The following is a 17,500-nucleotide window of genomic DNA, read 5'->3' on the forward strand; positions in this document are numbered from 1 at the left end:
CCCAAACGTGCTAAATCACGTCCTGTATTAAAAAGGCCAGCATTAAAAAAGTATGGGCTTGTACGACCTGATTTAAGGGTAAACTCGCCAAATTTTAACACCTGCTTTTCTAAAGCAAATTCAATAAACTCTTTTTGATAATCTTTCATTGGGGTACTCGCTTATGCTAACGCTTGTTTTTGAACGTCAATAATTTCACGGATTGAATGTTTAGCCAGTGTAAGTAGCTCATCTAATTCGTCGAACGAGAATGGTTCGCCCTCTGCGGTACCTTGTACTTCAATAATTTTACCTGTTTCAGTTAAAATTACGTTCATATCGGTTTCGGCTTCAGAATCTTCAAGGTACTCTAAATCACTAATTGGTTGGCCTTTATAAATACCTACCGAAATAGCAGCAATCATATGCTTAAGTGGGTTTGAGTTGATCATTCCTTTAGCGCGCATGTGAGTAAGTGCATCAACTAAAGCAACGCATGCACCACTGATAGATGCAGTACGTGTTCCGCCATCAGCTTGAATCACATCACAGTCAATTGTAATGGTGTTTTCGCCAAGCGCTTTTAAATCTACTGCAGCTCTTAATGCGCGAGCAATTAAGCGTTGAATTTCCATAGTACGACCGCCTTGTTTACCACGTGCTGCTTCACGAGCATTACGCGTATGCGTTGAGCGCGGTAGCATACCGTATTCAGCGTTGATCCAACCTTTACCTTGGCCTTTCATAAAACGTGGTACACCTGCTTCAACCGTAGCAGTACAAAGTACTTTGGTATTACCAAACTCAACAAGTACTGAGCCTTCAGCGTGTAATGTGTAATTACGTGTAAATGATACCGGTCTAATTTGGTTAGGTGTTCTTTCGCTTGGACGCATTGACGATCCCCTTAATTCTGAATTTGCGACATTATAAGTGCATGTGCAGGTAGATGCCATGCTGATTGTAAAATATTCAGCGTAATAAATTTTCTCTAGAGGTTAAGCAGTGTTACGGTATAATCATCGCAATATTGTATTAATAAATTTTAGGAACTTATCCATGATCCACAGTATGACTGCTTATGCGCGTCGCGAAATTAAAGGCGATTGGGGCACTGGCACCTGGGAAATTCGTTCAGTAAACCAGCGCTACCTTGAAACGTTTATTCGCGCACCAGAACAATTTCGTGGCATGGAGCCGGTAATTCGTGAGCGTTTACGTAAAAATTTGCAACGCGGTAAAGTTGAAGTATTTTTAAAGTTTGTTGCAAATCCAGCACACGTGGGTGAGCTATCAATTAATGAGTCACTTGCTGAGCAACTAATAAATAGTGCTAAATGGGTGCAGCAACAAAGCAGTGGCGACATTAACCCCGTTGATATACTGCGCTGGCCTGGCGTAATGGAAGCACAGGAGCTCGATTTAGATACCGTTAATAAAGCACTTATAGCGGGCTTTGACCAAGTAGTTGAAGATTTTAAATCAGCCCGTGGCGATGAAGGCGCAAATTTAGAAGAAATGATTGCCACTCGCCTTGATGCCATACTTGAGCAAGTTACTGTGGTAGAAAGTCACTTACCGGAAATAGCAAAGTGGCAGCGTGAAAAACTTAATCAAAAGCTTGAAGACTTAAAAACCGACATTGACGAATCTCGCCTTGAACAAGAGCTTATTTACCTTGCACAAAAGCAAGATGTTGCCGAAGAACTCGACCGCTTAAAGTCGCACGTAAAAGAAACTAAAAAAATTCTTAAAAAAGGTGGCGCATGTGGCCGCCGTTTAGATTTTATGATGCAAGAGTTTAACCGCGAAGCAAACACCCTAGCCTCTAAGTCTATTAATAGCGATATTACTAATGCAGCAGTGGAGCTAAAAGTGCTCATTGAGCAGATGAGAGAGCAGATCCAAAACATCGAGTAATCACTGATTATTTAAATGCTATTGCTAAAATCAAAGATTGTAATTGAACTTTTAGAACAAAATATGTTCTAATCCTCAGATTCATTTTTATAGCTATATATTTGCATACATATCAAATCGATGCTAAACATACAGCATATAGAGAGTTGGTTTATAGTTTCTATATTAAATTAAACCATCTAATTATTTTTAATATACTAAGGTTTATAAAATGGCTAACGAAACAAAGAAGACATTATGGACAAGTGTTTACTCTGATCGTTCAGGTATTGAAAGTGTTGATACTCCTCCAAAATTAAGTCAAGACGATATAGAGAAAATACGCTCCGCATTTGTAAAGAAAACAACTAGCAATAGAGCAAAAACATACAGTGTAAACTCTTCTTCTGAAGACTTCTCCCTCGCGCGAGTCTTTGGCTAAGTAAGCAACTTTCATATAATTAGATAATAACCCTGTAATTATCCTACAGGGTTTTTTTACAACAAAAAATAATAAGAGCCAAACTTGAACAAGCCCTCCGAACTACTTTTTGCTGCATTTGAATCCGCAGAAAATCCACTGATTCAAGCAAAATCTACATTAGAATCAGCGCAGTCACATTATCTATTTAAATATTTAAAGTACTTAGGTGCGAATAATATACTAGTGGAAAACAATTACTTTGATAGGGATTTTCTAAGTGAGGTTTCGGCAGTTTATTGCAAAAGTGCAAAAGGTTACCCAAATGTATGTAAAAGGGTTCATTTCTTTTCATCTGAAGAAATAAATAGGGAGCTTTTTCTAAAAGCACTTGCTGATGGTAAAGACGCAATGAATACCTTCAAAAACAGCTACCTAGGCTTTATAGTTATAAGACCAATCACAAACTCACCTTTTGGACGAACTGTTTTAAAATGGTACCCAGATAAAACACCTGATGTTCCACGAGTTACCAAGCCTTCTAGAAGATATGTATCAACAGTAGCTGGACTTGAACTTTCTGTTATAGGCTTAGCATGGCAACAACAAGATTCAGGGGTCGCAGCATGTGCTACTATTGGAATATGGAGCATGTTGCACTCCTCTGCTTTTGATGCAAGACACTCAATACCAACCACTTCTATAATAACAGAGGCTGCTCATTCTAACTCTATGGTAGGCCACAGAACTTACCCCTCTTACTCACTGACATACCCACAAATTCAGCATGCTATTAAACAATTAGGGTTTTCTCCTTCTGTTACACAAGGTGATCAACCATATCAATTTTTTAGTAAGCGAAGGTTTGCAAATATTTGTGCTGCTTATATTCGCTCTGGCTACCCTCTAATGATAGGCGGCGTTCACGGTGACGACGTAACTGTTGGTCATGCCGTCTGTGCCGTTGGCTTTCGCGAATCAACTATTGAAGATAATGTAGAGTTAGGAAGTGTATATTTACAAGATGAACAAGTTGAGTACTTATATATTCACGATGATAATGTTGGCCCCAACGTTAGATTTAAACTGGAAGAGGAAGAGATCGAACTAGGTGATCATAAATTTAATCGTTGCGTTATGAGAATGGAAACACCTGATTACCTAGCTAATGGGGAAGAACCAAATTTAGATATTACATCAATTTACCCCAAGGCGGTTATTGCGGCAGTTCATGATGACTTAATGATCTCAGCCGATAGATTCTTTGAGCATGGAATAAACCTAACGAACCAACTGTGTGGCATGCTAAATACTTATTTAGAACAAGTAAAATTAGATAAGAAATCCTTTGCTTTTAGTTCCAGATTTTTAATGCTAAAAGAATATTTAAAAGATGAGTTAACGAGACAATTAAATGGCCGTAAAGATTTACTTGCAAGTATTAGGATCCAGCTTCAGGAAAATATAGCACCAATGAGTCTTCATTTAGCAATATTACGTATTGCTTTACCTGACTCATCTCTTTTGCTCGATGTAATTTTCGATACTACTGACACAGATAAAAATAAATCAGTATTTTGTCATGTTATCTATGATGAAGAGTTAGCTAATGTTTTAGATTTGATAGAGCCATCAGTTCGACTAGAGTCTTTAGGTGACAAGATAATTGCTTACTAACGGGTTTTCGAGCTAACAATATTCAGAAGCAAACTAAATCACCTAATTTTGGGAAAGTAGTTAGCATAAAGTATAATACAACTATTAAAGGCTTGAGTTACTTGTAACTCAAGCCTGTTTATTTTAAGTAGAGAACAAAGTCATGACGCAAAATCGCGGAAACTTATTTATATTATCAGCGCCTTCAGGTGCAGGTAAATCAAGTCTAATTAGTGCTTTATTAGCAAAGTACAGTGATATGAAAGTATCGGTCTCGCATACCACCCGAAGCCCTCGCCCTGGTGAAGAAAACGCGGTGCATTATCACTTTGTAAGCGCCGATGAATTTAAAGCATTAATTGCTAAAGATGATTTTTTTGAATGGGCGCAAGTATTCGATAATTACTACGGTACTTCAAAGCAGGCTATTGAGTCCCAGCTGGATGCCGGTATTGATGTATTTTTAGATATTGACTGGCAAGGTGCGCAGCAAGTGCGCGAAATTATGCCAAGCGTGCAAACAATTTTTATTTTGCCTCCTTCAAAAGCAGAGCTTGAGCAGCGCTTAAATAACCGAGGCCAAGATTCTGCCGAGGTCATCGCTGGGCGTATGGCTAAAGCGCAATCAGAAACATCGCACTACAATGAATATGATTATGTTGTAGTTAACGATGATTTTGAAACCGCCCTTAGCAATATTGAAACTATCGTATTAGCGCAGCGCTTAACCTTAAAAGCCCAAGCTAGTCGTCATCACGATTTAATTACAAACTTACTTAAATAAGCCATTTATGCCCTTTACAGGGAAAACTGGTAAAAATTAACCACTGGCTATTGGCGAAACAAGCTGCTTGCAGTAAACTACGCCTTTGCTTTTAAATTATTTTGGAGTGCTGAGATGGCTCGCGTAACAGTTGAAGATGCAGTAGATGCAATTGGTAATCGTTTTGACTTAATTTTAGTTGCGGCTCGTCGTGCCCGCCAAATTGCTGTTGGTGGTAAAGACCCACTAGTAGACGCTGAAAATGACAAACCAACCGTTATCGCTCTACGTGAAATCGAAAAAGGTTTAGTTGATAGTTCATCAATGGACGTTATTGACCGTGAAGAACAACAACACCAAGAAGCAGCTGAATTAGCTGCGGTTGCTGCTATTGTTGGCGGTAATCAATAATCAACCACCCGGTTTGATTTAGTCAACGGCTCAGTATTTCTACTCTAGCCGTTGGCAATCCCCTCTTTTCATCGTATATTCTATTACTTACCGTTACTTATTGCTTCACGAGAACATTGGAGTGTGAATGTATCTTTTTGAAGGTCTTAAAAAGAAAATATCTGAATACTTGCCTGCTGCTGAAGTAGAGCTAGTGCAAAAAGCCTACGTGGTAGCCCGAGAGGCTCACGAGGGGCAAACTCGCTCAAGCGGCGAGCCGTACATTACTCACCCTGTTGAAGTAACCCAAATTCTTGCTGGCATGCACCTTGACCATGAAACACTTATGGCCGCGCTAATGCATGACGTTATTGAAGATACCGATTTTAGCCAACAGGACTTAGCCGAAATATTTGGCGATACGGTTGCCGAACTTGTTGAAGGGGTAAGTAAGCTCGATAAGCTCAGCTTTAAAGACAAAAAAGAATTCCAAGCTGAAAACTACCGAAAAATGATCATGGCTATGACCCAAGACATTCGGGTTATTTTAATTAAACTGGCCGATCGCACTCACAATATGCGTACATTAGGCGCTCTGCGCCCTGATAAGCGCCGTCGTATTGCCCGTGAAACACTTGAAATTTACGCACCTATTGCAAACCGTTTAGGTATTCACGATATTAAAAATGAGCTAGAAGATTTAGGTTTTCAAGCATTATACCCTATGCGTCATCGCGCACTTAAATCTGAAGTGGCAAAAGCGCGAGGCAATCGCAAAGAAGTTATTTCTAACATTCAAACCGAAATAGAAGCACGTCTTGAAGAGTCTGGTATTAAGGCGACGGTTTCTGGGCGCGAAAAACACCTTTATAGCATTTATAAAAAAATGCTTAATAAAGAGCTGCTTTTTAATGAGGTAATGGATATTTACGCCTTTAGAATAAACGTAGATGCAATGGATACCTGTTATCGCGTGTTAGGTGTAGCACATAACCTGTATAAACCTATCGAAACGCGTTTTAAAGATTATATAGCCGTACCTAAAACAAATGGTTATCAGTCTTTGCATACGTCATTAGTAGGCCCACACGGCATTCCGGTAGAAATACAAGTACGTACGCATGACATGGATCACATGGCCGATAAAGGGGTTGCGGCGCACTGGATGTATAAAAAAGCCGGTGATGGCGCGGGTAACACAGCTCAACAGCGTGCGCGTCAATGGATGCAAAGTTTGCTGGAGCTTCAGCAAAGTGCCGGCTCATCATTCGAATTTGTCGAGAACGTTAAAACCGAGCTGTTCCCAGAAGAAATATACGTATTTACCCCCGATGGCCGCATAGTAGAGTTGCCAATGGGCGCTACCGCGGTTGATTTTGCTTACGCGGTGCATACTGATGTAGGTAACACTTGTGTAGGTGCTAGAGTAAACCGTAAACCTTACCCGCTAAGCAAAGCCTTAGATACTGGGCAAAGTGTTGAAATTATTACCAGCTCTGGTGCACACCCTAATGCAACCTGGTTAAACTTTATAGTTACAGGTAAAGCCCGTTTAGGGATAAGAAACTATCTTAAGAGCCAACACCAAGAAGAAGCATTGTTATTAGGCCGACGCTTACTCGATTCTGCCTTAGGTGAAAATAAGCTCGACAGCATTGCCGATGAAAACATAGCCCGCGTACTCGAAGAGCACGAACTATCTACAGTATTAGAATTACTGGTAGAAATAGGCGCAGGTAACTTAATGAGCGTGTTAATCGCTAAACGCTTATTGCAAGAAGAAAGCGACGACTTGTCAGATATTAGCAAACAAGCCAAAGCAACCATTATTGGTACCGAAGGCATGTTGGTTAATTATTCTAAGTGTTGCCGACCTGTACCAGGGGATGCCATCACTGCACATATTAGCCAAGGTAAAGGGCTTACCGTTCACCGCCAAGAATGTAAAAATATTCGCGGCTGGGAAAACGAACGCTCAAAATACCTGGTTGTAAAATGGGATGACAATCCAGAAAAAGAATATATAGCTGCGCTACGGGTGGAAATAATTAATCACCAAGGGGCTTTGGCTAAACTCACAAATGTTGTTGCTACAACCCAAGCCAACATTGTTGAGATCACTACCGACGAAAAAGAAAGTAATTTATATGTGATAGACTTGGGCGTTACCGTTAAAAACCGCGTCCATGTTGCTAATATTATGCGCCGCATTCGCGTGATGCCTGATGTGCAAAGAGTCTATCGTAAAAAGTAAAATAGGAAACTCATGAATAAAGCATTTATTTCTACCGAAAAAGCACCTGCTGCTATCGGCACTTATAGCCAAGCGGTTAAAGTAGGTACTGCCGTTTATTTATCTGGACAAATTCCACTTGTCCCAGAAACAATGGAAATGGTTTCAGAAGACTTTAGCGAGCAGACACATCAAGTATTTAAAAACATTACAGCGGTGTGCGAAGAAGCAGGCGGTAAAATCCAAGATCTTGTTAAAATTAATATCTACCTAACAGACTTATCAAACTTTGCCACTGTTAATGAAGTAATGAGCCAATATTTCAAGCAGCCTTATCCTGCCCGTGCAGCACTAGGTGTACGTGCTCTACCAAAAGGCGCACAAGTTGAAATTGACGGCATCATGGAACTTCCTTCAACTAATTAATAAATACAGAGCTATAAACCCCCTTTATAGCTCTATTTTTTACTGCTAGCCTTTGTTTATCGCCCTTTCTTGACTCACATGTAAATATCTAGCACTCTGTAATCATGCAATAAAATCAATCTTAACTTAAGTAGTAGAAAAGGATTAACTAGTGTTTAAGCTTGCCAATAATGGGAACGTATTACTTGATGTAAGTAAGCACGCTCCACCTAGCGCCGCTTTTATAATTGATGCACTCGAGAAGTCGACGTTTTGCGAATGCAAAATTGACCACGAGGCTATTGATAATTTTTTTAAAGCGCAAAATAATGAGCCAACCTTGGTTGTAGCAAGTAAGCACGATGCATCGCTTGTGGTAACGTTAAGTGAAGATAAAATGCAAGCCATAGGTGAGCTAACCTTAGCTTATGGTGGTAAAGTACTTTCATTAGAAGAGGGCAAAAAACAACTCATAAAAGCAGGGGTTGTACGTGGTTACAAACAAGCTTTTTTAGAGCAGCTTTTAGATAAACAATTTAACTTACCCCCAGGTACAGTGGCAAAAGGGATTCTAGCCAAAGGCCGCCTACCAGCAGAAGGCACAGCAACAAAATTTGTAGCTATGGTAGAAACCCTCAAAGATCGCCTAAAAGCACCAAAAATGAAGGAAGATGGCAGTGTTGATATGCGCGACTTTGGTAAACTGGCAAGCGTAGAGCCCGGCACTGTACTGATCCGCCAACAACCTGCGACTCCCGGTAAAGAAGGATTCACTGTAGTAGGTGACATACTACCGGCTAAACCCGGTGAAAATAAAAAGTTAGTGGCAGGCGAAGGTGCCGAAATATCAAAAACAAATCCGCTCGAGCTTGTTTCTACAACAGCGGGGGTCCCCGTAGAAATACCTAACGGTATGCGAGTTGATGATATTTTTACCATCTCTGATGTAGATGTTAAAAGCGGCCATATTGATTTTGAAGGCAGTGTTATTGTGACTAAAAACATTGACCCAGGAATGCGAGTCACCGCAAAAGGCGACATTACTGTTTTTGGCACGGTTGAATCTGGCGAATTATCAGCCGGCGGAAACATCACTGTAAAGCAAGGCATTATTGGCCATCAAAAGCTCGAAGATAAAACATTGTCGTGTTCTATTAAGAGTGAAGGTGATGTTCATGTATCTCACGCACAATACTGTTATATGCAGGGCAAAAACATTTTTATAGACCGCCAAGCCAGCCATTGTGCGATTAAAGCAAAGCACTTATTACAAATTGGCCAAACAGAGTTACCCAAAGGGAAAATTTTTGGTGGAGAGATTCTTGATGCAACCGTGTTAATTGCTGGCGAAATAGGCAATGAATCAGGTGCAAAAATGGCTATCAATTTAGCCGCATCCGGCGCTGAAATAACAGCCGACACAGATAACTGCTTTAAAGACTTAGCAAAAACCGATGAGCAGCTTGATACCCTTCAAGCAGCACTTGAAAAAGCAGATAAAGTAAAAGATATAGAAAAGAAGAATCTGCTCATTAAAAAAATTGGCGCAACACAGCAGCATTATTGCCAACAAGCAGAGCAGCTAGAGAAAAAGTTATCTAGCCTAGATCATGAACTCCACGACCTACTAAGCGATGCAAATCTCGTCGTTAATACATCATTACACTCAGGGGTAGAGATCCATATTTTTGATAAAGTATTAAAAACTACCCGCAACTACCCACCTTGCAATATAAACCTACAAAACAATAAAGTAGAAATAAACTTTAAAACACATTAGGGCGCATTTAGCGCCCTTTATAATTTACAGTAAGCCACTTACCGTATCGTGCGTTTGCTTTGGCCATACACCGACTTGGACTTGTCCAATATGCTGCTTTTGCAGTAATAACATTGCTAAGCGCGATTGCCCTATTCCGCCACCAATTGTTTGTGGGAAAGCCTCTTCTAGTAATGCTTTATGCCAATCGAATGCTAGGCGTTCTTCATCGCCTGTTATGCTCAATTGCGCTTTTAATACATCAGGGCTTACACGAATACCCATAGATGATATTTCAAAGGCATCTTCTAACACAGGGTTCCACACTAAAATATCGCCATTTAATCCTGTGTATCCGTCAATCGTTTGGGTAGACCAATCGTCGTAATCTGGAGCGCGTACATCATGGATTTTACCATCACCTAATGCACCACCAATACCAATTAAAAACACCGCACCGTACTCTTGTGCAATAGCTTTTTCGCGTTGCTTTGCACTAAAGTCAGGGTACATTTTGCGTAATTGCTCACTGTGTATAAACGTGATTTCACTAGGTAAGAATGGGGCTATACCAAAGCTTTCACTTACAAACTGCTCTGTTTGCTTGATGCCAGTGTAAATGGCTTTAACAGTGCCTTGTAATGTAGAGAGCGTACGTTCAGTACGTTGGCAAATTACCTTTTCCCAATCCCATTGATCAACATAAACAGAATGTATTGGGCTTAATGAGTCTTCATCTGGGCGCAACGCTTTCATTTGTGTATAAATACCTTCACCTACAGAAAAGCCGTAAGTTGCTAGCGTTTTACGTTTCCATTTAGCAAGTGAATGAACAACTTCATAGCTGCTATCGGTAATTGCTTTTACGTTAACAGCAACTGCATTCTCGTGGCCGCTCAGGTTATCTTGTGTGCCATCACCTACTTTGGCCAAAATAGGAGCCTGAACTTCAACTAACCCTAGTTGCTGCTCTAATTGCTGTGAAAAAAACTGCTTAACTCTACTTATTTGCTGCTGTTGCTGCACATAGTGTGAACTCATAATAATTGGCCTCATTCCCAGTTATTGTTACTTGCTTATTAATGAAAAAACGCCCTGCAGGCGATTTTAATGAGGTTACTGTAACGATTTAAACTTTTAATTCAATAACCCATAATAAAAATAGCTTTAATATGTAAAATCGATTAATTTATACGGTATAAAAATGTAGATTCACTAATTTAAGTAAGCAAAAATAATGGAAAATTATCAAATCGATAATCTCGATAAACAGATACTTCACGCTCTAATGGCCAATGCCCGTACAGCCTACGCAGAATTAGCTAAACGGTTTGCTGTAAGTGCCGGCACAATTCACGTACGCGTAGAAAAAATGAAACAAGCGGGCATCATTACCGGCACCCAATTAAGCATTAGTACAAAGCAACTTGGTTACGATGTATGTTGTTTTATCGGTATTAACTTAAACAACGCTCGCGACTACCCAGAAACACTGATTAAACTAGAAGCATTAGAAGAAGTAGTTGAAGCTTATTACACCACGGGTAACTACAGTATTTTTATAAAGGTAATGGCCAAGTCTATCGACCATCTGCAAGACGTGCTCATTAATAAAATACAAGCTATAGAGGCGATTCAATCAACCGAGACCCTAATCTCTTTGCAAAATCCAATTAGCCGCACAGTAATGCCTTAATAGATAAAATTACGTATAATTATCAAAAAAGAGGATCACCATGCAGCAAAATCGCTACCAACGAATAAAAGACGTGCTCTCACGTCGCCAAACAGACTTAACGGTCTGCCTAGAAGACGTACATAAACATCATAATCTCTCAGCTATTGTAAGAAGTGCTGATGCAGTAGGTTGCCATCATGTGCATGCTGTATGGCCAGAAAACCAAAAATGGCTGACCAATAATACTTCTGGTGGCAGTAAAAACTGGCTAGAAACACACCTGCATAAAAATATTGATGATGCTGCTGCGATGATGCGAAAGCACAACCCAGATGTACAAATATTAGCAACACACTTGAGCGAAGATGCTGTAGATTTTAGAGAAATCGATTACACAAAACCCACAGCTATAATCGTTGGCCAAGAAAAAACAGGAATTTCTGAGCACGCGCTAAAACACGCCGATCAAAACATTATTATTCCTATGCAAGGCATGGTGCAGTCACTTAATGTATCAGTAGCTGCTGCGCTTATTTTATTTGAAGCACAACAGCAACGAGAAAAAGCAGGGCTATATAAGCGCGATATGCTAAGTGAAGAGATTAAACACCCTATGTATTTTGAAGGGTATCACCCAGTTATTGCTAAACAATGTAGATTAAAAAACCTACCTTACCCACCACTCGATGAAGAAGGTGAAATAGTCGCTAACGAGCAGTTTTGGCAAGCTTTAAAACATGCTTGATGCTTAGCAAACCTGTGAGTACACTTAACTCATTCACAAATAAACAGATTTGAGCCTACATTGTCTAAACCTAGCTTAAGCCAATACCCTATAACAGAACTTAAAGGGGTAGGCCCAAAAATGGCCGAACGCCTACAAAAGCTAGGTATAGCTACCGTGCAAGATATGCTCTTTCATTTGCCTTTACGCTATGAAGATCGTACCCGTATTTATGCTATTAACGATGTTACTTTACACAGCCACTGCACTGTTGAGGCAACAATAGAAACAAGCCAAGTGACCTTTGGTAAACGGCGTATGTTAGTGGTGCAAATAAACGATGGTACAGGTAGACTTACTTTACGGTTTTTTAATTTTACAGCAGCGCAAAAAAACGCATTTAGCAGTGGCAAAATAATCCGTTGCTTTGGTGAAGTAAGACGCGGGCGCGTTGGTTTTGAAATGAGCCACCCAGAATACAGCATTAGCGATACCCCAAACGAGCAACCAACCGCCGCAACACTAACCCCCGTGTATTCAACCACCGAAGGCTTAAAACAATTATCAATTAGAGCGTTAAGTGAACAAGCCATCGATTTATTACATAAGTATTCTGTTGAAGAGCTTATCCCTGAAAAATGGCAACCCTCACATATGCAATTAAGTGACGCTTTATTACTACTTCATCGCCCTGCGAATGATGTTGATATTATCTCGCTTGAACAAGGCATGCACCCGGCACAACAACGCTTAGTATTTGAAGAGCTACTTGCCCAAAACTTAAGCTTATTAAAAGTACGCGAGCAAGGGCAGCAAGTAAGTGCAGTTTCCCTAAGCCCTACAAATACATTAGAGAGCCAATTTTTAGCGCAACTCCCTTTTGCACCGACTAATGCACAAAATAGAGTTGTAGCCGAAATAAAAGGGGATTTACAGCATGCCTACCCCATGATGCGATTAGTACAAGGTGATGTAGGCTCAGGTAAAACACTGGTTGCAGCTTTAAGTGCATTAACAGCAATAGCGCAAGGTTTTCAAGTTGCCCTGATGGCACCTACAGAAATCCTTTCTGAACAACACGGAATAAATTTCAAGCAATGGTTTGAAAGTCTTGGGATTAACGTTGCCTGGCTAGGCGGTAAAACTAAGGGAAAAGAGCGTACTAATACACTTGAAAAAATCGCCTCAGGGGAAGCGCAAATGATAGTGGGCACACACGCCCTATTTCAAGACGAGGTAAAATTTAATAACTTAGTATTGATTATCATAGATGAGCAACATCGCTTTGGTGTTCATCAACGCCTCTCACTGCGTGAGAAAGGCAAATTTGGTAATTGTTACCCTCATCAGTTAGTCATGACCGCAACTCCCATTCCGCGTACATTGGCTATGACGGCCTATGCCGATTTAGAAACCTCAGTGATAGATGAGTTACCACCTGGGCGCACACCTATAACCACTGTGGCCATTCCTGATACACGCCGAGACGATATAATAAACCGTGTTAAGCTTGCCTGTAATGAACAAGGCAGACAGGTTTATTGGGTATGTACTCTTATTGACGAATCAGAAGCCCTACAATGCCAAGCAGCTGAAGACAGCGCATTACAATTAAAAGAGGCGTTCCCAGAGCTTAATGTCGGGCTCGTTCATGGCCGTATGAAAACCGCTGAAAAACAAGCGATAATGAGCGACTTTAAAGCAGGCAATATTCACGTGCTTGTTGCAACAACTGTAATAGAAGTAGGTGTAGACGTACCTAATGCCAGTTTAATTATCATAGAAAATCCTGAGCGCTTAGGATTAGCACAATTACATCAATTACGCGGGCGCGTAGGACGAGGAGCCACCGCTTCGCATTGCGTACTGTTATATCACGCCCCTCTTTCTCACACCGCTCAAAAACGTTTAGGTGTATTAAGAGATAGTAACGATGGCTTTGTCATCGCAGAGCGAGATTTAGAAATACGTGGACCAGGTGAAGTGCTCGGCACTAAACAAACTGGCTTAGCAGAATTTAAAATAGCGGATCTTACTCGAGATAAACACACGCTAAATCAAGTCAGGCCCATTGCACAACAAATGCTAAAGCAAAACCCCGACCTTATAGACCCTTTAATTCATCGCTGGCTAGGTAATAAATCTAACTACGCACAAGCATAATTACGCTAAAGTACTCGTAAAGCTCACTGCTGAAACGCTATATTTACCATACAAAGATGTGTGGTGAGCCTTATCCGCGGGTTTCGTGATACTCATCCCACGCTACGGAGGTGGTGATATTACGTAAAGACATGTATTTCACTTTTCTGCGGACGTAAAAAAGCCCGGCTCTTTCGAGTCGGGCTTTCTTGTATTTGGAGCCTGGCGATGTCGTAGTGCCCACAGCGATAGAGAGTCACATAGCAAATGCACATTATCATTGCTTCGGGAGTCACTACGCTCGCCCGACCTACATTCTAGAAGTAGATGAGTGTGCATTAATTGTCCGTATTTCACCTTTCTACGGACGTAAAAAAGCCCGGCTCTTTCGAGTCGGGCTTTCTTGTATTTGGAGCCTGGCAATGTCCTACTTTCACATAGCAAATGCTACACTATCATCGGCGCTGTTTCGTTTCACTACTGAGTTCGGCATGGGGTCAGGTGGGTCCAAAACGCTATGGTTACCAAGCAAATTAGGTGCAAAGGATTAAGGACAAGCACGTAGTGCTACTTTTTCCTTTGCGCAAGGTGTCTCAATGTTAACGCTACGCGCTAAGAGTCACCTCATAAATTTGGAAAATTCTGATAATATTTTTTAAGTCTAAGTATCTATCTACTTTAGCTATTAACTTCTGTCGCTTGTTTCTGTCACAAAACGCGTTTGGCGTTGTATGGTTAAGCCTCACGGGTAATTAGTACAAGTTAGCTTAATGGCTCACACCACTTCCACATCTTGCCTATCAACGTTGTAGTCTTCAACGGCCCTTCAGAGACTTTAAAAGTCTAGTGAGAAATCATCTCGAGGCCTGCTTCGCGCTTAGATGCTTTCAGCGCTTATCAGTTCCGAACGTAGCTACCGGGCAATGCCATTGGCATGACAACCCGAACACCAGCGGTTCGTTCACTCCGGTCCTCTCGTACTAGGAGCAACCCCTCTCAATTCTCAAACGCCCACGGCAGATAGGGACCGAACTGTCTCACGACGTTCTAAACCCAGCTCGCGTACCACTTTAAATGGCGAACAGCCATACCCTTGGGACCGACTTCAGCCCCAGGATGTGATGAGCCGACATCGAGGTGCCAAACACCGCCGTCGATATGAACTCTTGGGCGGTATCAGCCTGTTATCCCCGGAGTACCTTTTATCCGTTGAGCGATGGCCCTTCCATTCAGAACCACCGGATCACTATGACCTACTTTCGTACCTGCTCGACGTGTCTGTCTCGCAGTTAAGCTGGCTTCTACCATTACACTAACCGTACGATGTCCGACCGTACTTAGCCAACCTTCGTGCTCCTCCGTTACTCTTTGGGAGGAGACCGCCCCAGTCAAACTACCCACCAGGCACTGTCCGTAACCCCGATTCAGGGGCCAACGTTAGAACATCAAAACTACAAGGGTGGTATTTCAAGGACGACTCCACAACAACTAGCGTCGCTGCTTCAAAGTCTCCCACCTATCCTACACATGTAGGTTCAATGTTCAGTGCCAAGCTGTAGTAAAGGTTCACGGGGTCTTTCCGTCTAGCCGCGGGTACACAGCATCTTCACTGCGATTTCAATTTCACTGAGTCTCGGGTGGAGACAGCGTGGCCATGGTTACACCATTCGTGCAGGTCGGAACTTACCCGACAAGGAATTTCGCTACCTTAGGACCGTTATAGTTACGGCCGCCGTTTACCGGGGCTTCGATCAAGAGCTTCGTCCGAAAACTAACCCCATCAATTAACCTTCCGGCACCGGGCAGGTGTCACACCGTATACGTCATCTTGCGATTTTGCACAGTGCTGTGTTTTTAATAAACAGTCCCAGCCACCTGGTCACTGCGGCTCCCGTCCGCTTAGAGAGTAAATCTCATCACAGATAGGAGCGTACCTTCTCCCGAAGTTACGGTACGATTTTGCCTAGTTCCTTCACCCGAGTTCTCTCAAGCGCCTTAGTATTCTCTACCTGACCACCTGTGTCGGTTTGGGGTACGATTCGGTATAATCTGAAGCTTAGAGGCTTTTCCTGGAAGTATGGCATCAGCAACTTCACACCCTTGGGTGCTCGTCTCGTGTCTCAGCCTAACAGCAACCCGGATTTACCTAAGTCACTAGCCTACTCACTTTCACATGGACAACCATCGCCATGCTTGCTTAGCCTTCTCCGTCCCCCCATCGCAATTATACCAAGTACGGAAATATTAATCCGTTTCCCATCGACTACGCCTTTCGGCCTCGCCTTAGGGGTCGACTTACCCTACCCTGATTAACATGGGATAGGAACCCTTGGTCTTCCGGCGTGCGGGTTTTTCACCCGCATTATCGTTACTCATGTCAGCATTCGCACTTCTGATACGTCCAGCATACCTCCCGGTACACCTTCAACCGCTTACAGAACGCTCCCCTACCACTCATCCTAAGATGAATCCGCAGCTTCGGTGCATAGTTTAGCCCCGTTACATCTTCCGCGCAGACCGACTCGACCAGTGAGCTATTACGCTTTCTTTAAAGGATGGCTGCTTCTAAGCCAACCTCCTGGCTGTCTGGGCCTTTCCACATCGTTTCCCACTTAACTATGACTTTGGGACCTTAGCTGGCGGTCTGGGTTGTTTCCCTCTTCACGACGGACGTTAGCACCCGCCGTGTGTCTCCCGGATATTACTTTACGGTATTCGGAGTTTGCAAAGGGTTGGTAAGTCGGGATGACCCCCTAGCCTTAACAGTGCTCTACCCCCGTAAGTATTCGTCCGAGGCTCTACCTAAATAGATTTCGGGGAGAACCAGCTATCTCCCGGTTTGATTAGCCTTTCACTCCTAGCCACAGGTCATCCCCTAACTTTTCAACGTTAGTGGGTTCGGTCCTCCAGTTGATGTTACTCAACCTTCAACCTGCCCATGGCTAGATCACCGGGTTTCGGGTCTATACCTTGCAACTATTCGCCCAGTTAAGACTCGGTTTCCCTACGGCTACCCTAATCGGTTAACCTCGCTACAAAATATAAGTCGCTGACCCATTATACAAAAGGTACGCAGTCACCTAACAAGTAGGCTCCTACTGCTTGTACGTACACGGTTTCAGGTTCTATTTCACTCCCCTCACAGGGGTTCTTTTCGCCTTTCCCTCACGGTACTGGTTCACTATCGGTCAGTTGGGAGTATTTAGCCTTAGATGATGGTCCACCTATATTCAGTCAAAGTTTCACGTGCTCCGACCTACTCGATTTCACTTAAAATGTCTTTTCATGTACGGGACTATCACCCTGTATCGTGGCACTTTCCAGAGCCTTCCATTAACACATAATAAGCTTAAGGGCTGTTCCGATTTCGCTCGCCGCTACTATCGGAATCTCGGTTGATTTCTTTTCCTACGGGTACTTAGATGTTTCAGTTCTCCGCGTTCGCCTCGTT

14 protein-coding genes and 2 rRNA genes (2 of these 16 only partly in view) are annotated in these 17,500 nt (G+C 42.2%); 11 read left to right on the plus strand and 5 right to left on the minus strand.

Annotated features, from left to right (window positions below; all coding sequences use genetic code 11):
* Together pyrE and rph are read right to left on the minus strand one after the other, a co-directional pair.
* Positions 1–149, minus strand: the 5' end (the start) of a protein-coding gene (pyrE, locus tag VOI46_RS15225) for an orotate phosphoribosyltransferase (protein ID WP_004588247.1). 496 nt of this gene lie to the left of the window's left edge; the window shows 149 of its 645 coding nt (coding positions 1–149); its start codon is at positions 147–149; its stop codon lies beyond the left edge, outside the window.
* Positions 150–161: 12 nt separating this feature from the next.
* Positions 162–875 carry a ribonuclease PH gene (gene rph, locus VOI46_RS15230; protein ID WP_004588248.1) on the minus strand — a complete coding sequence of 238 codons (714 nt, stop codon included), beginning with the start codon at positions 873–875 and terminating at the stop codon, positions 162–164.
* A gap of 163 nt (positions 876–1,038) precedes the next feature.
* Between rph and VOI46_RS15235 the strand changes: the two genes are divergently transcribed.
* The 8 genes from VOI46_RS15235 (at position 1,039) to VOI46_RS15270 (ending at position 9,526) form a co-directional block, all read left to right on the plus strand.
* Positions 1,039–1,899 (plus strand): YicC/YloC family endoribonuclease, encoded by an 861-nt coding sequence (locus VOI46_RS15235; protein ID WP_004588249.1) that lies wholly within the window; start codon positions 1,039–1,041, stop codon positions 1,897–1,899.
* Between the two features lie 211 nt (positions 1,900–2,110).
* Positions 2,111–2,320 carry a hypothetical protein gene (locus VOI46_RS15240; RefSeq protein ID WP_004588250.1) on the plus strand — a complete coding sequence of 70 codons (210 nt, stop codon included), beginning with the start codon at positions 2,111–2,113 and terminating at the stop codon, positions 2,318–2,320.
* A gap of 84 nt (positions 2,321–2,404) precedes the next feature.
* The gene (locus VOI46_RS15245) at positions 2,405–3,976 is read left to right on the plus strand and encodes a hypothetical protein (protein ID WP_004588251.1); all 1,572 of its coding nucleotides are present in this window, start codon (positions 2,405–2,407) and stop codon (positions 3,974–3,976) included.
* Between the two features lie 142 nt (positions 3,977–4,118).
* A complete protein-coding gene (gene gmk / locus VOI46_RS15250) occupies positions 4,119–4,739 on the plus strand; it encodes a guanylate kinase (protein ID WP_004588252.1) in 621 nt (206 codons plus the stop codon).
* Positions 4,740–4,853: 114 nt separating this feature from the next.
* Complete coding sequence (gene rpoZ, locus VOI46_RS15255; RefSeq protein WP_004588253.1) at positions 4,854–5,129, plus strand: DNA-directed RNA polymerase subunit omega; 276 nt, start codon at positions 4,854–4,856, stop codon at positions 5,127–5,129.
* A gap of 127 nt (positions 5,130–5,256) precedes the next feature.
* Entirely contained in the window at positions 5,257–7,362 is a 2,106-nt protein-coding gene (gene spoT / locus VOI46_RS15260) for a bifunctional GTP diphosphokinase/guanosine-3',5'-bis pyrophosphate 3'-pyrophosphohydrolase (RefSeq protein ID WP_004588254.1), read from the plus strand.
* Between the two features lie 12 nt (positions 7,363–7,374).
* Entirely contained in the window at positions 7,375–7,767 is a 393-nt protein-coding gene (locus tag VOI46_RS15265; protein WP_004588255.1) for a RidA family protein, read from the plus strand.
* Positions 7,768–7,918: 151 nt separating this feature from the next.
* Positions 7,919–9,526: a FapA family protein gene (locus tag VOI46_RS15270; protein WP_004588256.1), complete on the plus strand. Its 1,608-nt coding sequence runs from the start codon at positions 7,919–7,921 to the stop codon at positions 9,524–9,526.
* Positions 9,527–9,550: 24 nt separating this feature from the next.
* Here VOI46_RS15270 and asnA read toward each other — a convergent pair whose 3' ends face one another.
* Complete coding sequence (asnA, locus tag VOI46_RS15275; RefSeq protein ID WP_004588257.1) at positions 9,551–10,546, minus strand: aspartate--ammonia ligase; 996 nt, start codon at positions 10,544–10,546, stop codon at positions 9,551–9,553.
* Positions 10,547–10,742: 196 nt separating this feature from the next.
* Between asnA and asnC the strand changes: the two genes are divergently transcribed.
* The 3 genes from asnC to recG are packed head-to-tail and all read left to right on the plus strand — an operon-like array spanning position 10,743 to position 14,070.
* On the plus strand, positions 10,743–11,201 hold the full coding sequence (gene asnC / locus VOI46_RS15280; protein ID WP_004588258.1) for a transcriptional regulator AsnC: 459 nt from the start codon (positions 10,743–10,745) through the stop codon (positions 11,199–11,201).
* 40 nt (positions 11,202–11,241) lie between these two features.
* Positions 11,242–11,928 (plus strand): tRNA (guanosine(18)-2'-O)-methyltransferase TrmH, encoded by a 687-nt coding sequence (gene trmH / locus VOI46_RS15285; protein WP_004588259.1) that lies wholly within the window; start codon positions 11,242–11,244, stop codon positions 11,926–11,928.
* Between the two features lie 60 nt (positions 11,929–11,988).
* Complete coding sequence (gene recG / locus VOI46_RS15290; protein WP_004588260.1) at positions 11,989–14,070, plus strand: ATP-dependent DNA helicase RecG; 2,082 nt, start codon at positions 11,989–11,991, stop codon at positions 14,068–14,070.
* A gap of 393 nt (positions 14,071–14,463) precedes the next feature.
* Here recG and rrf read toward each other — a convergent pair.
* Together rrf and VOI46_RS15300 are read right to left on the minus strand one after the other, a co-directional pair.
* A 5S ribosomal RNA gene (gene rrf / locus VOI46_RS15295) occupies positions 14,464–14,578 on the minus strand.
* Between the two features lie 202 nt (positions 14,579–14,780).
* Positions 14,781–17,500 (minus strand): 23S ribosomal RNA (locus VOI46_RS15300); it runs 167 nt beyond the window's last position.

The organism is Pseudoalteromonas sp. CuT4-3 (assembly GCF_035666335.1).
Classification (GTDB): Bacteria; Pseudomonadota; Gammaproteobacteria; order Enterobacterales; family Alteromonadaceae; genus Pseudoalteromonas; species Pseudoalteromonas atlantica.

Coding starts and splice junctions, on each gene's coding strand:
- spoT (WP_004588254.1), top strand. CDS start 5,257: ATGTATCTTTTTGAAGGTCTTAAAAAGAAAATATCTGAATACTTGCCT.
- VOI46_RS15265 (WP_004588255.1), top strand. CDS start 7,375: ATGAATAAAGCATTTATTTCTACCGAAAAAGCACCTGCTGCTATCGGC.
- gmk (WP_004588252.1), top strand. CDS start 4,119: ATGACGCAAAATCGCGGAAACTTATTTATATTATCAGCGCCTTCAGGT.
- rpoZ (WP_004588253.1), top strand. CDS start 4,854: ATGGCTCGCGTAACAGTTGAAGATGCAGTAGATGCAATTGGTAATCGT.
- VOI46_RS15235 (WP_004588249.1), top strand. CDS start 1,039: ATGATCCACAGTATGACTGCTTATGCGCGTCGCGAAATTAAAGGCGAT.
- trmH (WP_004588259.1), top strand. CDS start 11,242: ATGCAGCAAAATCGCTACCAACGAATAAAAGACGTGCTCTCACGTCGC.
- asnA (WP_004588257.1), bottom strand. CDS start 10,546: ATGAGTTCACACTATGTGCAGCAACAGCAGCAAATAAGTAGAGTTAAG.
- rph (WP_004588248.1), bottom strand. CDS start 875: ATGCGTCCAAGCGAAAGAACACCTAACCAAATTAGACCGGTATCATTT.
- asnC (WP_004588258.1), top strand. CDS start 10,743: ATGGAAAATTATCAAATCGATAATCTCGATAAACAGATACTTCACGCT.
- VOI46_RS15240 (WP_004588250.1), top strand. CDS start 2,111: ATGGCTAACGAAACAAAGAAGACATTATGGACAAGTGTTTACTCTGAT.